Origin of the sequence: Limosilactobacillus mucosae DSM 13345 (genome assembly GCF_001436025.1) — a bacterium.
Lineage (GTDB): Bacteria > Bacillota > Bacilli > Lactobacillales > Lactobacillaceae > Limosilactobacillus > Limosilactobacillus mucosae.
The window spans coordinates 39680-58317 of the sequence record NZ_AZEQ01000002.1 but is presented as its reverse complement, the minus strand read 5'-3'; the positions used below and the strand labels follow the sequence as shown (position 1 = coordinate 58317).

Annotated in this window: 18 protein-coding genes and 1 riboswitch; of the genes, 7 read left to right on the top strand and 11 right to left on the bottom strand. The window is 48.3% G+C overall.

The window, feature by feature from the left end; all coding sequences use genetic code 11:
• The first annotated feature begins 181 nt into the window (after window positions 1–181).
• Window positions 182–547, top strand: coding sequence for a HesB/YadR/YfhF family protein (locus FC47_RS01170; RefSeq protein WP_006500707.1), 366 nt, complete (start codon window positions 182–184; stop codon window positions 545–547).
• A 510-nt stretch (window positions 548–1057) separates the two neighbouring features.
• Here FC47_RS01170 and FC47_RS01165 read toward each other — a convergent pair.
• Window positions 1058–3595, bottom strand: a complete 2538-nt coding sequence (locus FC47_RS01165; protein WP_056967581.1) for a M1 family metallopeptidase — start codon at window positions 3593–3595, stop codon at window positions 1058–1060.
• A 295-nt stretch (window positions 3596–3890) separates the two neighbouring features.
• Between FC47_RS01165 and FC47_RS01160 the strand changes: the two genes are divergently transcribed.
• Window positions 3891–5291: an amino acid permease gene (locus FC47_RS01160; protein ID WP_006500710.1), complete on the top strand. Its 1401-nt coding sequence runs from the start codon at window positions 3891–3893 to the stop codon at window positions 5289–5291.
• Window positions 5292–5351: 60 nt separating this feature from the next.
• Here FC47_RS01160 and FC47_RS10860 read toward each other — a convergent pair whose 3' ends face one another.
• From FC47_RS10860 to yaaA, 5 genes are all read right to left on the bottom strand, one after another.
• Window positions 5352–5873: a DMT family transporter gene (locus FC47_RS10860; protein WP_235803975.1), complete on the bottom strand. Its 522-nt coding sequence runs from the start codon at window positions 5871–5873 to the stop codon at window positions 5352–5354.
• A gap of 6 nt (window positions 5874–5879) precedes the next feature.
• A complete protein-coding gene (locus FC47_RS10855; RefSeq protein ID WP_056967580.1) occupies window positions 5880–6263 on the bottom strand; it encodes a DMT family transporter in 384 nt (127 codons plus the stop codon).
• A 182-nt stretch (window positions 6264–6445) separates the two neighbouring features.
• Window positions 6446–7144: a class I SAM-dependent methyltransferase gene (locus FC47_RS01145; protein ID WP_033934712.1), complete on the bottom strand. Its 699-nt coding sequence runs from the start codon at window positions 7142–7144 to the stop codon at window positions 6446–6448.
• Between the two features lie 22 nt (window positions 7145–7166).
• Window positions 7167–8417, bottom strand: a complete 1251-nt coding sequence (locus tag FC47_RS01140; protein WP_039946114.1) for a chloride channel protein — start codon at window positions 8415–8417, stop codon at window positions 7167–7169.
• Window positions 8418–8438: 21 nt separating this feature from the next.
• On the bottom strand, window positions 8439–9182 hold the full coding sequence (yaaA, locus tag FC47_RS01135; protein WP_006500714.1) for a peroxide stress protein YaaA: 744 nt from the start codon (window positions 9180–9182) through the stop codon (window positions 8439–8441).
• 137 nt (window positions 9183–9319) lie between these two features.
• Between yaaA and FC47_RS01130 the strand changes: the two genes are divergently transcribed.
• A complete protein-coding gene (locus tag FC47_RS01130) occupies window positions 9320–10159 on the top strand; it encodes a prephenate dehydratase (RefSeq protein ID WP_006500715.1) in 840 nt (279 codons plus the stop codon).
• Window positions 10160–10258: 99 nt separating this feature from the next.
• Here the strand turns inward: FC47_RS01130 and FC47_RS01125 are convergent, their stop codons facing one another.
• The 3 genes from FC47_RS01125 to FC47_RS01115 are packed head-to-tail and all read right to left on the bottom strand — an operon-like array spanning window position 10259 to window position 13204.
• Window positions 10259–11464 carry an ABC transporter permease gene (locus tag FC47_RS01125; RefSeq protein ID WP_033934713.1) on the bottom strand — a complete coding sequence of 402 codons (1206 nt, stop codon included), beginning with the start codon at window positions 11462–11464 and terminating at the stop codon, window positions 10259–10261.
• A complete protein-coding gene (locus FC47_RS01120; RefSeq protein WP_033934777.1) occupies window positions 11461–12147 on the bottom strand; it encodes an ABC transporter ATP-binding protein in 687 nt (228 codons plus the stop codon). The genes FC47_RS01125 and FC47_RS01120 overlap by 4 nt, the downstream gene beginning before the upstream one ends.
• On the bottom strand, window positions 12140–13204 hold the full coding sequence (locus tag FC47_RS01115) for an efflux RND transporter periplasmic adaptor subunit (protein WP_006500719.1): 1065 nt from the start codon (window positions 13202–13204) through the stop codon (window positions 12140–12142). Before FC47_RS01115 ends, FC47_RS01120 begins: the two co-directional genes overlap by 8 nt.
• Window positions 13205–13440: 236 nt before the next feature.
• Window positions 13441–13533: riboswitch (TPP riboswitch) on the top strand.
• 112 nt (window positions 13534–13645) lie between these two features.
• Between FC47_RS01115 and thiW the strand changes: the two genes are divergently transcribed.
• The 3 genes from thiW to FC47_RS01100 all read left to right on the top strand — a co-directional run bounded on the left by thiW (window position 13646) and on the right by FC47_RS01100 (window position 15100).
• Entirely contained in the window at window positions 13646–14140 is a 495-nt protein-coding gene (gene thiW / locus FC47_RS01110) for an energy coupling factor transporter S component ThiW (RefSeq protein ID WP_006500720.1), read from the top strand.
• 97 nt (window positions 14141–14237) lie between these two features.
• The gene (locus FC47_RS01105) at window positions 14238–14471 is read left to right on the top strand and encodes a cytochrome b5 domain-containing protein (protein ID WP_006500721.1); all 234 of its coding nucleotides are present in this window, start codon (window positions 14238–14240) and stop codon (window positions 14469–14471) included.
• 125 nt (window positions 14472–14596) lie between these two features.
• Window positions 14597–15100: a prolyl-tRNA synthetase associated domain-containing protein gene (locus FC47_RS01100; protein ID WP_081036714.1), complete on the top strand. Its 504-nt coding sequence runs from the start codon at window positions 14597–14599 to the stop codon at window positions 15098–15100.
• Window positions 15101–15142: 42 nt separating this feature from the next.
• On the opposite strand, the gene FC47_RS01095 is transcribed toward FC47_RS01100, so the two are convergent.
• Window positions 15143–16009: a TrmH family RNA methyltransferase gene (locus FC47_RS01095; RefSeq protein ID WP_033934716.1), complete on the bottom strand. Its 867-nt coding sequence runs from the start codon at window positions 16007–16009 to the stop codon at window positions 15143–15145.
• Window positions 16010–16192: 183 nt separating this feature from the next.
• Between FC47_RS01095 and FC47_RS01090 the strand changes: the two genes are divergently transcribed.
• On the top strand, window positions 16193–16687 hold the full coding sequence (locus FC47_RS01090; RefSeq protein WP_056967579.1) for a hypothetical protein: 495 nt from the start codon (window positions 16193–16195) through the stop codon (window positions 16685–16687).
• Between the two features lie 147 nt (window positions 16688–16834).
• Here the strand turns inward: FC47_RS01090 and guaA are convergent, their stop codons facing one another.
• Window positions 16835–18388, bottom strand: coding sequence for a glutamine-hydrolyzing GMP synthase (gene guaA, locus FC47_RS01085; protein WP_056967578.1), 1554 nt, complete (start codon window positions 18386–18388; stop codon window positions 16835–16837).
• Between the last annotated feature and the right edge of the window lie 250 nt (window positions 18389–18638).

Genomic DNA, 18638 nt, shown 5'->3' with positions numbered 1-18638 from the left:
CGTTTCGATACTGCTGAATCCAAAGCTTGCTTCAAGCGCTGATTATTTGCATAACGGCCCAAACATCGATATTCTAGGGTCATCGGTTAAGCTTAGATTTTAATGACGCCAGCGAATCGAATAAATCTTGCTCAAACATCTTAAAACAATTATTTTCTAGCAAACAAAAGCAGGTGATTTAATGCAGCTAAAAATTTCAAAGACCGCTCAACAATGGCTGATCAAGCAGCTGGATCTGCAGCCTGGCAGCGGCGTGCGCTTCTTTACTCCAACTGGTGGCCGCAATGGACACGTCAATTATGGCCCCAAGCAGTCCTATCAAAGAGAAGATCAGCCCAAACAGCCGGTTTTGCAGGTTATTATCGATGAGATCAACTACCATATCGATGATCAAGACAGCTGGTTCTTTTCAGGCAAGACCACGCTGATCGACTATGATCCGCAAAATGGCCTGACGTTTCATTTCTTTAATGGCAATGGCGAGCCGGTCGATGCCAACACCGCAGCTTCTAAAGGCAATACCCGCTTTGAGGGGCTGTGGGACTGATTTCGCCATAGTTATGACTCTGCTGCAATCTGGATCAGGTTAGGTCCGTCATTAACAGCTTAAATAGCGGCTCTTATGCAGAAATTTTTGTATAAAACATATGACGAAACCATCATTACCTACTTTTCGAAAAAATCAATGTATAAGTAGGAAAAAACTAATGTATATCGAGTTAGGGGCCCCTAACATTACCTACTATGTTGATAAAAACACGTAATCGGAGGTAATTCACAAAGTCGGTCTAACCCTATCAGCCTTAGAATATACAGATTTACCTACGATTCACAGAAAAAATGGCAAAAGTAGATAAAGCAAAATAAATCGGCTATGCATGTACCTACTTTTGGTAAAAAATCTGTCGATAGTAGGTAATTTCAAGCCGCCCAAGCCCTCAAGCCATACTTTCTTCACAAGGCATGCAGTCAAGCAATCATAAAAGTCGGGTTCCTGCATACTTTCAGGATTATCAGCCAGCCGCCAAAAGCTGCCAGTTTTTTAGTTTCTGTTTCGTTATTCGGCAACCGTCTTAGCAATTGCAGCATTAACCGCGGCCTGCTCGCTTTCAATCAATTCTACGCGACTGGCAATCACCTTTTCATCCATTTGAATTTCGCGTTTCAGCATTGGGTCGTTTTCCTTAGGCGTAAAGAAACGCTTGAATTCGGCCAATCGCTGCGCAGTCTTAAAGATACGAGAGATTACGGTAATATAGGTTGGAAATTCCATGTCGCCGCCAACGGTCTTTTCCAGCCATGACCATTCTTGCTGGATCCAGTCCCAGGCTGCCTGTTGACCATGATCATTAGCCAAAACGCCTCTAAACCAAGCCCGCAGATCCTGTGGCTTGATGGTATCGGCATCTTCAAACCGATCAATCAGCTGGGCAATCAATTGATCATCCTGCGTCTTGGTCAAAGCTGCACAGATATCCTGCTTAAAACCGGCATCGGCAGTCTTTTGATAATCCGCCAGCAGCGTATCAAATAGTTCCTGGCTGCCATAGTTTTTAACCTCGTTGGCCAGCACCAGTCCCCGTACATCAGCCGGCAGATCCGCCAGATGATCCTGATACTGATCAAACAATGCCTGCGCCTGCTTGATTGTGTCACGGTTTTGCGCATACAAGGCCGCGCTCAATACGATTGGCCGCGTTAATTGATCATCATTGGACTCATCTTTTTGTGAAAGCCAGCCAAGCCGCTGCACCTGCTTGACGCTAAGTTGATCAAACAGCTGCTGCAGTTGACGCTCTGTCTTGGCAGCCGGCTGGACAAAGTTTTTGAGACTGTTAGCCACATGGTACAGCATTTCATTAACGATTCCAGAACGACTGTCTTTAAAGCGACTCAGCAGCGGGACGATCTGAGCATAGGAAATCTGCCGTCCTTCTGCCAACAGACGCAGATCCTGCAGCAGCTGCAGCTGATCGATGGCTCCCAGTTCATCAAGGTGATCCAAAATATCATTTAGCAGCGTCTCATCATATTTAACGATGACATGCGAATTATCGCCTACATTAACGCGGAACGGCCGACCATTTTGTTTTCGCAGCTGGGCATAGTCGCCTAAAACCAGGCTTTGTTCGCTAAAGATCGCTGGTGCCTGATTATAATTGGCATTTAATGGAATCTGCCAGAGACGGCTCTTTTCCTCGCCATCACCAATAAAGAACTGCTGCTGACTGAGCATAAGCTTGCCATCCTCAACCTTGACCTCGACTACCGGATAGCCCGGATGCTCCAGCCACGACTCCATGATCTGGCCAACATTCATTCCTGAAGCCTCGCCTAATGCCTGCCAAAGATCGGCTCCCGTAGCATTGCCATATTGATGGGCAGCAAAGTAGTTCTTCAAGCCCTTGCGCATCGCTTCATCGCCCAGCAATGCCCGCACCATTACCAGCATCCGCGCACCTTTGGCATAAACGATCGCTCCATCAAACAGCGTATCGATCTCCGCGGGGTCATCAACGGCAACGTGAACCGACTGCACGCCATCCGTAGCATCCCGCTGCAGCGCCATTGGAACCTCAGAAGTCTGAAACATCTCCCAAACGTTCCATTCCGGCTCCAGAGCATCGACAGCCACGTATTCCATCATGTTGGCAAATGACTCATTCAGCCAAAGATCATCCCACCACTTCATCGTAACCAGATCACCAAACCATTGATGTGCCAGCTCATGCGTGATGACCGTGGCAATCAGCCGTTTTTGATTGAGCATCGTATTGTCCGGATCCAAAAGCATGTAGGCCTCACGATAGGTAACCAGGCCCCAGTTCTCCATCGCGCCGGCTGAAAAGTCTGGCAAGGCTAATTGATATGACTGTGGCAGTGGATATGGCGTCTGGTAAAAGTCTTCATAAAACTCAATCGCGCGTTTGGCAATATCCAATGAGAAATCAAGTTCTTTTGGCTGATGGGCCTTCGTAGAAAAGACACCGATCTCAACGCCGCTCTTGGTTTTGGCAAACTTGCTCTGCAGCTCGCCAAACGCAAATGCAACCAGATAAGTAGACATCTTGACGGTTTCTTGGAAGTAGTGCACGCCATTTTCAACATGATCTTCCGGCATATTGGCAATGATGGTTTCGCCTGGCTGTTCGTCATACTTGATGGCTAACGAAAACGTCGCCTTGGCTTCTGGCTCATCAATCCCAGGAAAAGCCTGCCGCGCCGCCGTGGTTTCAAACTGCGTACCAATCAGCTGCTTTTTTTGGCCGGCAACCGTGTAGTATGACGGATAGATCCCCATCATCGTATCAGTCAGCTTGGCATCATAAACTACTTTTAACTCCACGTCGCCAGAATGCGGCAGTTCAAGCTGAATGGCTTCTTGACGGTCGCTGAAGCTGAATGGTACGTCCTGTCCATCAGCCTGAACGCTGGCAACGTTTAGAAACTTTTGATGCAGTGCAATCTTAGTGTCCACAGCATTGCCTTTGATCGTCGTAATGCCTTTAAAATGCTTGGCGGCGCGGTCGATATCCAGGTAGATGTCGTAGTGGACTGGTTGAAATTTTTCATAAAAACGCGTTGAGTCTGCCATTTTCTTTCCTCATTTCGTTAAATTTATTGAACATTATAACGCCAATTGCTAAAAAGATTGAAACCGAGTACCTCATCAGCCTTCAATTCTTATAATTTTTTAATTTTAAATGGTATTCTTTGCCAGAATCGGTATAATGGTAGCTAGTTATTTTTAAGGAGTTTTTATGCAGTTTTTCCATAACCAATTAAATATCCATCTGATTATGGTCAGCTGCGCAACATCTGATTAAGCTTAACGGTAATGATGAGCGGTTCATAATTTGAATCGCTCTTTTATTTTTGGAGGACACAGCATGAGCGAGAAAAACCACGTCGCGCCAAAACTAAAGCGCACGATGACGGCTGGACAAATGGAAATGATCTCTTTAGGCGGCGCAATTGGCGTTGGACTGTTTATGGGATCAAAATCAACCATCAAATGGACCGGGCCTTCCGTACTTTTGGCCTATGCCTTTGTCGGTTTGATTCTGTATATCGTAATGCGAGCTTTGGGCGAGATGATCTACGTCAATCCCAGCACGGGGTCGTTTGCTGACTATGCCACCCATTACGTGCACCCAATGGCCGGCTACATGGCAGAATGGGCCAACGTTTTTGAATATATCGTGGTCGGGATGTCAGAAGTTATTGCTTCAACTGAATATCTCAAGTACTGGTGGCCGCATACTCAAACCTGGGCTGCAGGTCTGATCATCATCTTCTTTTTAGCCATCGCCAACCTGGCCAGTGCCAAAGCTTATGGTACCTTGGAGTTCTGGTTTGCCATGATCAAGGTCGTAACGATTGTTTTAATGATTATTCTAGGCTTTTTGGTGATTCTGCTGGGATTTGGCAATGGCGGTCATCCCATTGGCTTTAGCAATCTTTGGGCTCATGGCGGCTTTTTCACCGGCGGCTTTAAGGGCTTTATGTTCTCAATGTCGATCATCGTTGGGTCATATGAAGGAATCGAGCTATTGGGAATCTCGGCCGGTGAGGTTGCCAATCCGCAAAAAGCCGTGGTCAAATCGGTTAAATCCGTTTTGTTTAGAATTCTGATCTTTTATGTCGGTGCGATTTTCGTCATTGTTACGATCTACCCGTGGAATCAATTAGACAGCGTCGGCTCGCCATTTGTTGAGACGTTTGCCAAAGTCGGCATTACCGCAGCGGCTTCGATTATCAACTTTGTGGTTTTGACGGCCGCTTTATCCGGTGCCAACTCAGGGATCTACAGTTCTAGCCGAATGCTTTTCCGCTTGGCGCATGAAGGCAATGCTCCACGCCTGTTTGGCAGACTTTCCAAGCACGTGGTTCCCGATGCGGCAATTCTGGGAATTTCTGGCGGGATTCTGATCGGCTTTGTCTTAGACATCTTCGCCGAATACTTCAGCAAGTCAACTGCCGATCTCTTTGTCGTTGTCTTCAGTTCATCCGTTTTGCCAGGGATGATTCCTTGGTTTGTGATCTTGTTGGCTGAACTGCGATTCCGGCAGCATAATCCTGAACTGATGCAGGATCATCCGTTTAAACTGCCGCTTTATCCATTTTCAAACTACTTTGCGTTTGCAATGCTGATCATGATCGTTGTCTTCATGTTTATCAACCCTGATACGCGCATCTCAGTAATCGTTGGCGCGGGCGTCTTAGTTCTGGCCGCGATCGTCTATCTTTGCCGTAACGGCTTAAATGGCAAAAAACAAGCTGTCAAATAATCAAAAAGCCAAGCTGGTGGATCCCCACCACGCTTGGCTTTTCATATTGACACAACCTGGTTAGTTTAATGATCGACGATGCGAAAAGGCCTGCAGCGGCATCATCTGCAAGAAAGTTGCCAAAACAATCAGGCAGCTGGCCAAGATATTGACCGGACCAAATTGAGTGTGCAAAAGCGCCACCGCCAGAATCGTTGCCACCAAAGGCTCAAAAGCTCCCAGCATCCCTGTCGTACTAGGATCGATATATTGTACGCTGGCCAGGTAGAGCGTATAGGCCAAAAGCGTACCGCCAATAATAATCCAGCCAATCAAGGCCACGTCTAACGGTCGCAGGGCCGGCATTGGCATAATAAAGTACAGCGGGATAAAACAAATGCCACAGATCAGCATCGACCAGGCCGTAACATTAAGCGTGCCATAGCGGGCAAACAGTCGCCCGGGTGCCATCGTGCTGATTGCATTAGCCAGCGCAGCCAAAAGCGCCCAAAAGCATGCTTGCGGCGACAACGCCAGATGATTGAGATTGCCGTTGGTCACCAATAAAAACGTTCCAACCAAGGCTACGATGATCGATACCACATCGATTCAGCGCGGCATCATTTTCTGGGCAGCTGCCGTATAACCAATAATGATAACTGGCGCCAAGTATTGAATCACCGTGGCTGTCGGGGCATTGCTGTACTTAACGGCCGCAAAATAAGTCAGCTGCGACATGCCCATCCCAAAAAAGGCAAATAAAACCAGCTGCAGTACGTCATGACGATTGCTAAACAATGCCTTGGTTGACGATCTTCCAGTTAGCTTGGCCAAGATGAGCAGCAGCATTCCAGCTCCTAAAAGCCGCAGCCCGACCAGCCAAACCTCACTGACCGTCGTTTCGCCAAACAGATATTGCACGGCAACGCCTGAAGTTCCCCAAAAAGAAGCTCCCGTAACGGCCAGCAGAATGCCTTTCGTTCTCTTATTCAAAATCTTTCCTCCCTGTCGAATGCATACTGAATAAGGATAAGCTTTTCATTACCAAAGAACAACCAGCATTTAAAAAAAGCTCATAAAAAACGCTCAGCAGTCGGCAATCGCCTCTCAAAACCGCTGAACGCTTTATTTTCAATCGTTTTTAATCATCAGCGTAACTGCCAGCCTGCTTGCGGCTAGAAACGCTTGGCCAATAAGATTTTAGTACTTAACCATGGAACACCCCACCAGCCGTTGACGCCGCACTGGTGAACCGTAATATCATGAAAGCCCAGCCCTGCCAAAATCTTTTGGTACTCATCAAAATGCCTAAAATCAATAATTGCCAGCGTACCATCGCTTTTTAAGGTCCGAGCTGCTTCTTGAACGGCACGCGCGCGATTGATCGTTGGCTTGACCTGATGCAGCGTCATCCAAATCAAAATCCCATCAAACTGGTGATCTTTAAATGGCAGATTCAATATGTCCGCTGCCTGCACTGAAGCGCGATCTGCCATTGCCGCAGCTTGAAGACTGTCCTTGGCGCGGGCAAGCGAATTATGCGACTGTGCAGATTTGCGCCCGACTTCGACCCCTGTTGCATGTCCTGGGATCGTCAAGCGCTTTGCCAGCTTTACCAGCACCTTTCCTTGATCAGTGCCAAGATCAAGCACCTGCGCGTCAGAAGACAGATGCAGATACGTGATTGTTTCATCAATTATCTGCTCTTTGCCGCGCCATGATGCATTTAAATACAGCCCTAAACAGATCAATAACAAAACCGTCACCAGCCAAAACAGCCATTGATGCCAGACAACGGCCGCCCCAATCGATAACATCGCTGCCAGCGCGATTGCCAAAGGCACCAGCGGCGCATCTACTCGCTTAGACTTCATCAGCACCGTCCTTTCTTCTATCTTATGCTTTTTTAGCCTGCATCCAGCTGGAAATTGCCATGCTTAGTGCCACGCCTAATCCTAATGGCAAAAGGGCTGAAAAATTCAAATGACAGACTTCAAACAGCATAAACATTGCCATTAATGGTGCCTGCTGAGTAGCTGCCAGGAAAAAAGCTGCCCCTAAGACAGCAAACTGCATCAACGGTTCGCCAGGCATTGCCTGAATAAAAATCATCCCTAACAGTACGCCTAAAGACGAACCCATGGCAATTGATGGCGTCAGTGTCCCACCATAGCCGCCACCACTGATTGTTGCCAAAGTAACCAGCCCTTTGGCAAAAAAGCCGAACAGCAGTAAAGCAACTGCCGAATGAGAAACACTGGTCACATTGATTGCCATCTGGGCCACGCCCCGGCCATTCCCCATGATTTCTGGGAAAAAACAGGCAACGGCACCCGTCAGCGCCCCAGCCAGCGGCATTGTAATAAAAATCCGTCGATCCTTAACGCGCAGTGCACTGGCGCGGCCAATCAACCGTTTGTACCAAGTACCCAAAAAGCCCATCAGCGGTGCCACGATCACTACAAAGGGAATCAAGCGCAGCGAAAACTGACGTGACGCCACCAGATAATACGGCTGCCAGCCTTTGACGATCGCACCGACCATCGTTGCAATCGCAGCCATGGTCAGACTGACGATCACGGCTTTTTTATCAATCTTTTTATAGAGGATCTCCAGGCAAAACATCGCTCCTGTAATCGGTGCAATGTAGACGCCGGCAAAACCGGCCCCAGCTGCTGCGGCAATCAGTAGGCGGCGGTCTTCTGGAGCCAGCTTAAGCCAGCCAATCTGATCGCCCAATCGAATCCACGACTGGGCCCACATTGCGCCGGCTTCTCTTGGGGCCAGCTCCCGACCGATGGATCCCCCAGTCCCGACATAGAACACCTGGGCCGTGACGTGCATGATCGTGGCCCCCATTGGCATTTTTTCGCCATCAACGGCCTTGCCCAATTTAACCGGTCGATAGTGCAGCTGCATAAAGTACCAGACGACTGATACGATCAAAGCCCCAATAATCGGCGCCAGCAGCCGGTTTAATGGCGTGGCTGAAAACGCGACCGGAATCGCGTTGGTTTCGGTAAAATGAAAAAATACTCTTTCCGTTGCGTCCAGGACAATGCTTAACAAACCGGAACTGGCTCCGGCAATAATTCCCATGACAATCGTTGCAATTGCCAGCGCACGACTGTCACTTGACTTCTCTATTCTCAATTCTCTCTTCCCATCCTAATCTGCTACAAAAACCAAGTTATCATTTGTCGATGCCTGCTCATCATAATGATAGCCAAGATCAAACTGCTTTACGACTGCCAGATCATCAGCCTGACGCTCAGCCAGATAGCGCACCAGATTACCCCGTGCGATCTTGGCCCGTGTGGCTTGAGTCTTGAAGCGGCCATGCTCTGCTTTGACAAACGTGCAGCTGACCAGTTGACGCTTGCCTTTGACGTAAGGAATGACTGCTTTGGCATATTCTTTTGATGCCAGATTCAAAACCAGCTCGTCTTGTGCATAAAGCTCATCGGCCAGTCTGCTGCCCCAAAACTCATATAGATTCCTGGTCCCGGCAACTTTAGCTCGATCACCCATGCCCAAGCGATAGGAAACGATTCCGTCAAACGGCCTCAATAAGCCATAAAAGCCCGATAAGATGCGCAAGTGGTCCTGAACATAGCCAAGTGCTTTCTCATCAAAAACTCCCGGAGCCATCCGCTGGTACTGCAGGCCGGTAAATGCCAGCAATGCCGGGGTCAGCTGATGATAAAGATCCATCTGCTGCACCCATTGATAGTTGGGAATGGCAATTTTTTCGCTGCAGTCCCACCAAAGATGATGAAGCTGGTCGTAGCTTAAACTGCGCAGATAATCTAAAATCGTTTCCGTTTGCGGCAAAAACTGCGGTAAGCCTTGAATCGGCAATGAATCCGGATCAGCTTTCATATTCCGAGCCGGAGCAATGATAATCTTCATAAAAATCTCCTTTTATCGACCCGTCTATTTTAGCATGTTCCCAAACAAGCACCACTAACTAATCCGGTAATGGTTGTCATAATTTAGACAATCAGCTAAGATTAGAAGAAATTTTTTAGATTACGGAGGAATTATCTATGATTGCACAACCGCAGCGAACCGGGGTTACCGTTGGCTATCAAGGCGTCCCGGGATCATTCTCTTCTCAGGCCATGCATCAATGGTTTGGCCAGGTTGAAAGTCGCAACTATCCTAAGTTTGAAGACGTTTTTTTGGCACTGCAAAACGGCGCAATCGACTATGGCGTCGTCCCAATGGAAAATTCCTCAACCGGTGCCATCAATGACAACTACGATCTGATCAACAAGTACCATTTCTTTATCGTTGGCGAGCAGTCCATCTACATTGCTCAAAACCTATTGGGCGTTAAAGGAGCCAAACTCAATGACATCAAGGAAGTCTATTCGCATCCCCAGGGTCTTTTGCAGACCAGCCAGTTTTTAGCCGCGCATCAGATCCAAGGAAAAGAATGCCTCAATACGGCACTGGCAGCTAAAATGGCCGCTGAAAGGCAGGATCCGGCAGTTGGCGCGATTGCCTCGACTGAAGCAGCCAAATTATATGATCTAGACGTTTTGGCACCCAGCATCGAAAACGATAAGTCTAATCACACGCGTTTTATCATTTTTGGCCGCGCACCAGAAGTCTTGCCGGATGCTGATCGAATTTCATTGATCTTTACCTTGAAAAATGAGGTTGGTACGCTCTATGAAGTCATGCGCGTCATTAAGGAGCATGCTATCAACATGGTGCGGATCGAATCGCGGCCTTTGCTGGGCAACCCCTGGGAATATTATTTCTATGTTGACCTAGATGGCAATCTGGCTGACCCGCGGATTACCGAAACTTTGGCTGAACTGAAAAACTATACGACCTCACTGCGTCTGCTTGGCAATTACCATCGTCAAGAAAATTAATTCCATCAGCTCAAACCAAAAAGGCACGCTGTTCAAGTTCAAGCTTGACAACGTGCCTTTAATGGTTTCTTTAAACTGCCGCTTTTCAATGAAAATTGACTAACGCAGAATCTCGATCAGGTTTTTGTTGGCAGCCTGTTTAGCCGGCAAGATCCCAAAGATGATCCCGACTGAAGCTGAGACCCCAAATGCCAACAGGAACGAATTCAAGGTTATGACGGCATGAATGTGGTAAGGCATGAAATTACTGATTATGCCCGCCAGCAGCCAGCCGATGACAAAGCCCAGCAACCCGCCGCCGACCGTTAAGACGATGGCTTCTAACAAGAACTGGGCCATCACGTTTTGCGGCGCGGCCCCAACGGCCAGCCGAATCCCGATTTCCTGCGTTCGCTCCGAAACCGAGATGTACATCATGTTCATGACCCCAATCCCAGCGATAAACAGCGAGATCCCCGCAATGGCACTGATAAAGGCCGTCAAACCGGTAATCATGTTGTTGACTTTGGTCAGTTCCGCGCCGGCATCGACTGCCATGTAGGTACCATCGTGAGCGCTGGTTCCCTTCTTTTCCATGTATTTCTTGATCTTTTTGGTAACCTTGCCGGCATTGGCGCCTTGATAAAAGGTCAGCTTAATGCCATAGCCGGTTGTCGCCGTAGTCCCCGAATAAAACAGCTTGGTACCGCCAATCAGATCTGCGCCGTACTTGTTGTCATTATAGGTGTTGGCCTGTGAGCGATACACCCCGACCACGCGATAGTCGTGATCCCCAATCGAAACTGAAGTGCCGACTGCATTTTGAACCGTCTGATACTGCTTTTTAGCCAGCGACTCTTTCATCAGAATAACCGGTTCTTCAGTCAAAAGCTCATTGGTCGTAAGATTGCGGCCCGCTATAATGGAAATCTTGCTGGTTGGCCGCTTAAGCAGTGAAATCGTGGCGTTGTTGACCCGCTCATTGCCAACCAGCGGCGAGACGGAAGCATTGTTGGTTTCATGCGAGATTGCGGCTTTTTTCACCTTAGCGCCAAATCGTTCCTCAATCGCGTTTAAGTCCGTTTCGGTAAATCCGGAAGCAGCTGACTGCGAATCGTTGGGCGTAAAGTAAAGATAGGTATACTGCTCGCCGTTTTGAGTCGTATTAAACTCGTCGCTGAGCCTTTTTTTGACCCCATTTCCCAGTGCCAGAATCGTAATTACCGCTGCGATCCCAATCGTAATCCCAATCGTCGTCAGAAAACTGCGCTTGGGGTTGGCTCTTAGCGATTGCAGAGCACTGCGCAAGAGTTCGGCATTTCTCAATTTGCTCCCACCTTTCGATCGTCGACAATTCGGCCATCAATGATCTTGACGACGCGCTCGCACTGTTCGGCAACCCGTGGATCATGCGTCACCATGATGATGGTCGTATGCTGAGTCTGATTGAGCTGCTTAAACAGGTCCATGATTTCCTGACTGGTTTTAGTGTCCAAAGCCCCCGTTGGCTCATCGGCAATCAAGAAATCAGGATTGGCAATGATGGCGCGCGCGATTGAGACCCGCTGCTGCTGACCACCCGAAAGCTCAGTGGGCAGTTTGTCATCATACCCTCCTAGACCAACACGACTCAAAACTCGGGCCGCCGTTTTTTTTGCCTGCCGCCGACCCACTCCCGCATACAGCAGGGGCAAAATGACGTTTTCGGCAATACTGATGTCGCGAATCAGCTTAAAGTTTTGAAAGACAAACCCCACGTGCTGGTTGCGCAGCTTGGCAAAATCCGCCCGCGTATAGTCATGGATCGCCTGGTCATTGTAAAAATAGTTTCCTTCAAAATCATCATCCAAAAAACCGATGATATTGATCAAGGTCGACTTGCCAGACCCTGATTCCCCGATAATCGCCATCAGTTCACCGGCCGCAACCTGCAGATTGATATCATGCAGCACGTGAAATCGAGTCGCACCCTGACCATAGTACTTGTTAACGTGTTCCAGTCTAATCATTGCCATCAGCGCTCACCTTGGTCCCGTTATGCAGCTTGCTGTCTGGGTTGGTAACGATCTGCTGACCAGCCTTGACGCCGCTTTTGACTTCAAAGTATTCATTGACCCGCTTACCGCTAACGGCAACTGCTTTGGCCTTACCGTTTTTAACGACGTAGACCTGCCCATTTTTAACGCTGGATTTTGGAATTCGCAGCTGGTTTTGCGCAACTGAAGCCTTGACCGTCTGCCCATCCATAAAGTCTTTGCTGCTTAGATCGGCATCGACCTCGTAGCTGGCACCGTTGCTTTGCGAGTTCGTGGTCGGCACCGTGGCCAGGTAGCTGATCGTCGTATCGGCCTGTTTGCCCGTTGCCAGTGCCCGCACATGAATCGCCTGACCAGTTTTAAGCTTGCTGTAGTTATATTCCGATACTTTGGTCTTAAGCTTCAGATCGTTGGAATAGATCGTGATTACCGGTGCGTCCTGCTTAGTGTCGTCTACCGTGACCGTACCATCAAATGGTGCCGTTAAAGTCTGGGTGACCTTTTGACTCAGCGTGTTGACCTTATTTTGAGCTGCCGTAACGTCGCTTTGCGCATCGGCCAGACTGGCTTGGGCCTGGGCAACGCTGCTGGCCGATCCAGAAGCCGTGCCATCCTCGCTTTGCGCCGCCGCATCCTTTTGCGCCGCACTGACATTGTTTTGCTGTGCCGTTACGTTGCGCTGTGCCTTGGCCAGTTCCTGCTTGGCATCGGTCAGTTCTTCATTGGCACTCTCGCTGTAGGTCGTTACCAAAGGATCGCCCTCACTGACCTTTTGTCCGTTGGCAACCCCGATCGACTGCACCTTGCCAGATGGCAGACTCAAGACCTGCTGCTGTTGGGCGGCAACGGTCCCGGTCAGCGTCAAAGGAGTCGTTTTGGCAACCTTGGCAACGACATAGCGTGAAGACAGCGCGGCCTTGTTCTGCTTGATTTTATTGATGATCCCCATCCCAATCAGCAAAACCAAAACGATTGCCGTGCCGATCGTTGTCTTGCGGTGATTTTTTACCCAATGTTTTATTTTTTGCATAATCTTCCCCAGTTTCTACTTCTCAAAAATCCGTTTGAATGCGACAAATGTACTAAAAGCAACAGATGTTTTAGTTAGTTACTTAAGTGATTAACTAGATAATACCAAATTTTTCTTAAAAGGCAATCCTTATTTTAAAAATTACTTAAATACTTTATCTAACGACCAATGAATTTAGTGCCATCGCCGCTTGTCAATCCCAGCAATGCAGTGGTTAAATGGTAGTTGAAATAAAATGACTCTGTCTGGGGTGCCATTGATTTGGCTGAGAGATACCCACATAACCTGATCTAGTTAGGACTAGCGGAGGGAGACAGCTTAATTTGGCGTGGCCGCATCGTCACGTTCTTTTGATTAATGATTAAGCACTCTTTCTCGGCACTGGGAAAGAGTTTTTTTATTGGTTTGAGATGATTTTAAAACGTTTTTAGGAGGAATCTTATGAAAAAACGGACCTATCAGCTGGTGCTGACCGCTGTCTTGTCAGCACTGGCCGTTTGTGGCGGCAGCATGTTCTCATTTCCCATTGGCGTGGCCAAATGCGCGCCAACGCAAAGTCTGATCAATATTGTTGCTGGCGTGGTCTTGGGGCCGGAATGGGCAGTCGTGCAGGCGCTTTTGACCTCAACCGTGCGCAATCTTTTAGGCACGGGGACGCTTTTAGCCTATCCCGGCAGCATCTTTGGCGCCTGGCTGAGCAGCTGGCTGTTTAAGCGGTTTGGCAAGATATGGCTGGCGGCTTTGGGCGAATTGATCGGTACGGGTTTGATTGGCGCGCTGGTCTCCTATCCAATCGCTGCTTTGCTGATGAGTGCCAAGGGATCACTTTTCTTATTCGTCCCCAGCTTTGCAGTCAGTGCCATTGTTGGCGGCCTGTTAGCCTGGGTGATCTTAAAAGCTGCCTGGCAGCCAATCAGTCGCTTTGCCAAAATTTAATATTTATTTAGGGCAGTTATTTGGCTTTTTTCCATCAGCTCTTGTACAATTCAGTTATCAAGCTACAATCGTTTTCTCATTAAGGAGGAATCAGCAAATGGAAAAAACATTTACTTTAGCCGAATTAAAGCAGTTCAATGGTCAAAACGGTCAGCCGGCCTATGTTGCCGTTAAAGGCACGGTCTACGACGTAACTGAAGTGTCAGCATGGCAAGGCGGCAAGCACCATGGCGTTACGGCCGGCACTGATGCCACCGCGGCTATTGCTCATGCTCCTCATGGCGAAAGCGTCTTGGGCAAGCTGAAAGTAGTCGGTAAGCTGGCTGACTAACTGCCGCGATTCATCGACATCATCTAAACTGAAAAACAGTCATGGTCCTCAACCGTGACTGTTTTTTGTTGAAACGCTTTCTTGCTTTGATTATGATGGTAATAAACATTCAAGAGGTGAATCAAATGACTAAAGGTTCTGCAATCGCCTACCAAGAACTGCTTGACGAGCTGCAAAAACTGGACATCAAGTACGAAATGGTGGACCATCCCGCCGCTAAGACCACTGCAGAAGCCGATGCCTATATCGCTGGTAAAATCGGCGTCCGCACCAAATCGATGTTTCTAAAGGATAAGAAGAAAAACTTCTACCTGGTGATCATGGACGATGCCAAGCGCATGGACTTTAAGGAGTTTCAAGAGCTTACCGGCACTAAGCACATCTCAATGGCTCATGACAGTGACATTGAAGATCAGCTGGGGCTTGAGGCCGGTATCGTTTCGCCATTTGGCATTATGAACAACACGGCTCACAACATTCAGATCTACTTTGATCAAGACATGCTGGCTGAAAACATTCCATTAACGTTCCATCCCAATATCAATACGCATACGATCTTTCTTTCAGCGGCCGATCTGATGAAATTCATCAAAGCTCAAGGATTCGACTATCAAATTATTGATCTGTAAACTCAAAACGCCCATTCGTGAATGGGCGTTTTTTGAATGCTGCTATTCGGCAACCCGATTGCCCAGTTCCCAAAATGCCAGGGCTGAGGCGGCCGCAACGTTTAAAGAATCGACTCCGGGAGCCATTGGAATCTTGATCGTGAAGTCGCTTTGCTCGATCGTTGCCTCTTTTAGTCCTGGACCTTCTGAACCCATGATAATCGCCAGGCGGTCCACTGCAGTCAGCTTGGGATCGTCAATGCTGACGGTATTATGCCGCAATGCCATGGCTGCCGTCTGATAGCCAGCTTGATGAAGCAGATCAATACCAGCATGCTGCCAGGTTTTGGCGTCAACATAAGTCCAAGGTACTTGAAAAACGGTTCCCATCGCCACGCGCGAAGACCGGCGATAAAAAGGATCCGCCGAGTCGCTGGTCACGATGACGCCATCAATGCCCAACGCCGCCGCTGACCGGAAAATCGCACCAATATTGGCTGGATTGACCACGCTCTCGAGCACGGCAATACGGGGATGCTCAGCCGGCATGGTCGCTAAAAAATCAGCCAGCTCCAGACGCTTGACGCGATGCATCGCTGCCAGTGCGCCCCGCAAAAGATTATAGCCCGGCAGCTGACGAAGCAGTTTGCTATTGGCAACGTAAATTGGCGTCTGTCCTAAGCCGCTGGTCTGATTAGCCGCCATTTCATGATCCAGATCTGCTAAATCACGCGTCAAGGCCTTTTCTTCCACTAAAAGCGAAGCCGGTTGATAGCCAGCGCGCAGGGCCCGCTCGATTACCTTGGGACTTTCTGCGATAAAAAGTCCCGGGTCAGGCTCCAATGCGTGAAACAGCTGGGCTTCATTCAACCGTACATATGGATCCAAATCCGCGCCATTCAGGTCATCCAGAAAAATTAAGTTATGCATTTTTATCTACCTGTCCTTAAAGATCTAAAACCATTTTAGCATAACCAGCCAACACCTTTAGTTAGGCAGTTTGCGTCAAAGTTAATCGAAAAGCCCGACAACGTTCGCATTTGTTTCAAAATTTCCAGCTATAATTGCAGAGTCAACCATCATCAAAAGGCCCGGCAAAACGTCTTAAAAGCCATGCATACCAGCAACTACCAAACATTTTTAAAACAGCTGCAAAAACGCGTTCCCGACTATCTGGCCACTGCCAAAGCCAACGTTGACGCTATGCAGGCCGCTTACAGCTATGGCGCTTCAGTCGTCGACCAAAAATCAAGTATCAAGATCCAAGCTGTCAGTCATGGGCGCTTAAAGCTGACTTGGCAGACTGATAAAAGCGGCAGAATTCAGCTGCCAATCGTTACCTACCGTCAATCGCGGCTGATCATCAACGGCAAAAAGCTGACCCGTTTTAAGCGTTCTTTGGTTGGCTCACCGACAGTCATTCAGCAGCCGGGGCAAAACACTGCCTATTTAAGCTATGCTGCTCCATTATGGCTCAATTTCTTAATCGTTATTTCACTGCTGAGCTGGCTAGCTTGGGCGTTCAGGATGTTTTTTAATCATCACCATTCCCAAACCAATGATCATTTCGTTTCAAAAGACGAGCCGGCCATAAGATCTTATCCATAATTTTGGAATCGTTTTATCTGCTTCCCTACTAAAAAGTCAACAGAAAAAGCCCCATGATCCACGTTTTAGTGAATCACGGGGCTTTGATTTTGGTTAGGGTTGGTTACCAGAAATACCGTTATATCGGCTTTTCTCTTTAATCAATCCCTATTCCCATTCAATTGTCGAAGGCGGCTTACTCGTGACATCGTAAAGAATCCGGTTAACGTGATCAACCTCATTTACGATGCGAACCGAAATCTTTTGCAAGACATCCCATGGAATCTTGGCAAAGTCAGCCGTCATCCCATCGATACTGGTTACGGCGCGGATACCAACCGCGTAGTCATAGGTCCGACCGTCACCCATTACGCCGACGGAACGAATGCCAGGCAGCACCGTAAAGTATTGCCAGATTTCTTCATCCAGACCAGCCTTCTTGATCTCTTCACGCAGGATCGCGTCACTTTCCCGCACGATTTCCAGCTTTTCAGGCGTGATCTCGCCCAAGACCCGAATCCCCAGACCAGGACCTGGGAATGGCTGACGCCAAACCAGATCATGCGGAATACCAAGCTTTTCGCCCAGTTCACGAGTCTCATCCTTAAACAGGCTGCGCAATGGCTCGATCAGCTTAAAGCCGAGCTTCTTTGGCAGGCCGCCGACATTATGATGCGACTTGATGGTTTGCGCCGTGTCGGTCCCGGATTCGATAACGTCGGTGTAGAGCGTACCTTGGGCCAGGTATTCGGCATCCTTCATCTTCTTGGCTTCTTCGTTAAAGACTTCCACGAATTCCTTGCCAATGATCTTCCGCTTTTGTTCTGGATCAGAAACGCCCTTCAGCTTGCCCAAGAAACGATCAGCGGCATCAACCTTGACGATTTTAACACCCAGGTCGCGGCTCAAGGCGTTCATTACCTCATCAGCCTCGTTCTTGCGCAGCAGGCCGTGATCAACAAAGATGCAGGTTAATTGATCGCCAATTGCCTTGTGGATCAAAACAGCCGTAACGCTGGAGTCAACCCCGCCGGAAAGGCCCAGGATAACCTTTTTGTCGCCGACTTCTTTACGGATGCTTTCAACCTGCATGTCGATAAAGTCGTCCATTGACCAGTTCGCTTTTGCCCCACAAACGTCAAAGGCAAACTTCTTCAGAATATCCAGACCATACTGACTGTTGCGGACCTCGGTATGGAACTGAACGCCGTAAAGCTTCTTTTCATCGTTGGCGATGGCTGAGATTGGGCAGTTCTTGCTGGTAGCAACGACCTTAAAGCCTTCTGGTGCCTCAACGACGCGATCGCCATGGCTCATCCAGACATACTGCTTCTTTGGCAGGCCCTTGAACATTACCGCGTCGTCATCGATAACTTCAATATCAGCTCGGCCATATTCAGAATCGTCGGCCGGCTCAACTTTGCCGCCCAGATCATAAGACATCAGCTGCATGCCGTAGCAGATCCCTAAAATTGGAATGCCCAGCTTGTAGATTTCTGGATCGACCTTAAAGGCGTCTTTTGCATAGACACTGTTGGGGCCCCCAGAGAAAATGATGCCTTTGGGATGCATCTCTTTGATTTCTTCAGCGCTCAGCTTGTGGGAGAGCAATTCGGAATAGATGCCAAAATCACGAATCCGGCGCGTAATCAGCTGGTTGTACTGACTACCGAAGTCGAGCACAAGGATCTTGTCGAATGCATCAAGATTGACGTTAGCCACTTAGTTTCCACTCCTTTTGTAAAAGATCATTGTTTTTAAATCTAAAGGCTATTTTACGGGTAAAACCGAACAAGGTCAATCCTCAAGATGATTTTATGCCCTGGTTTGCCTAACATATTTCATTAAATTAGAATTCTCATACCATATTTACGGACGATTAATTTAAAATCAGTCGGCTGTTAAGTCAGCAAACGCTTAATATCCGAACTGGCAATCGTTAATCAAGCTTCAGTTGATGCAAACTGACTGA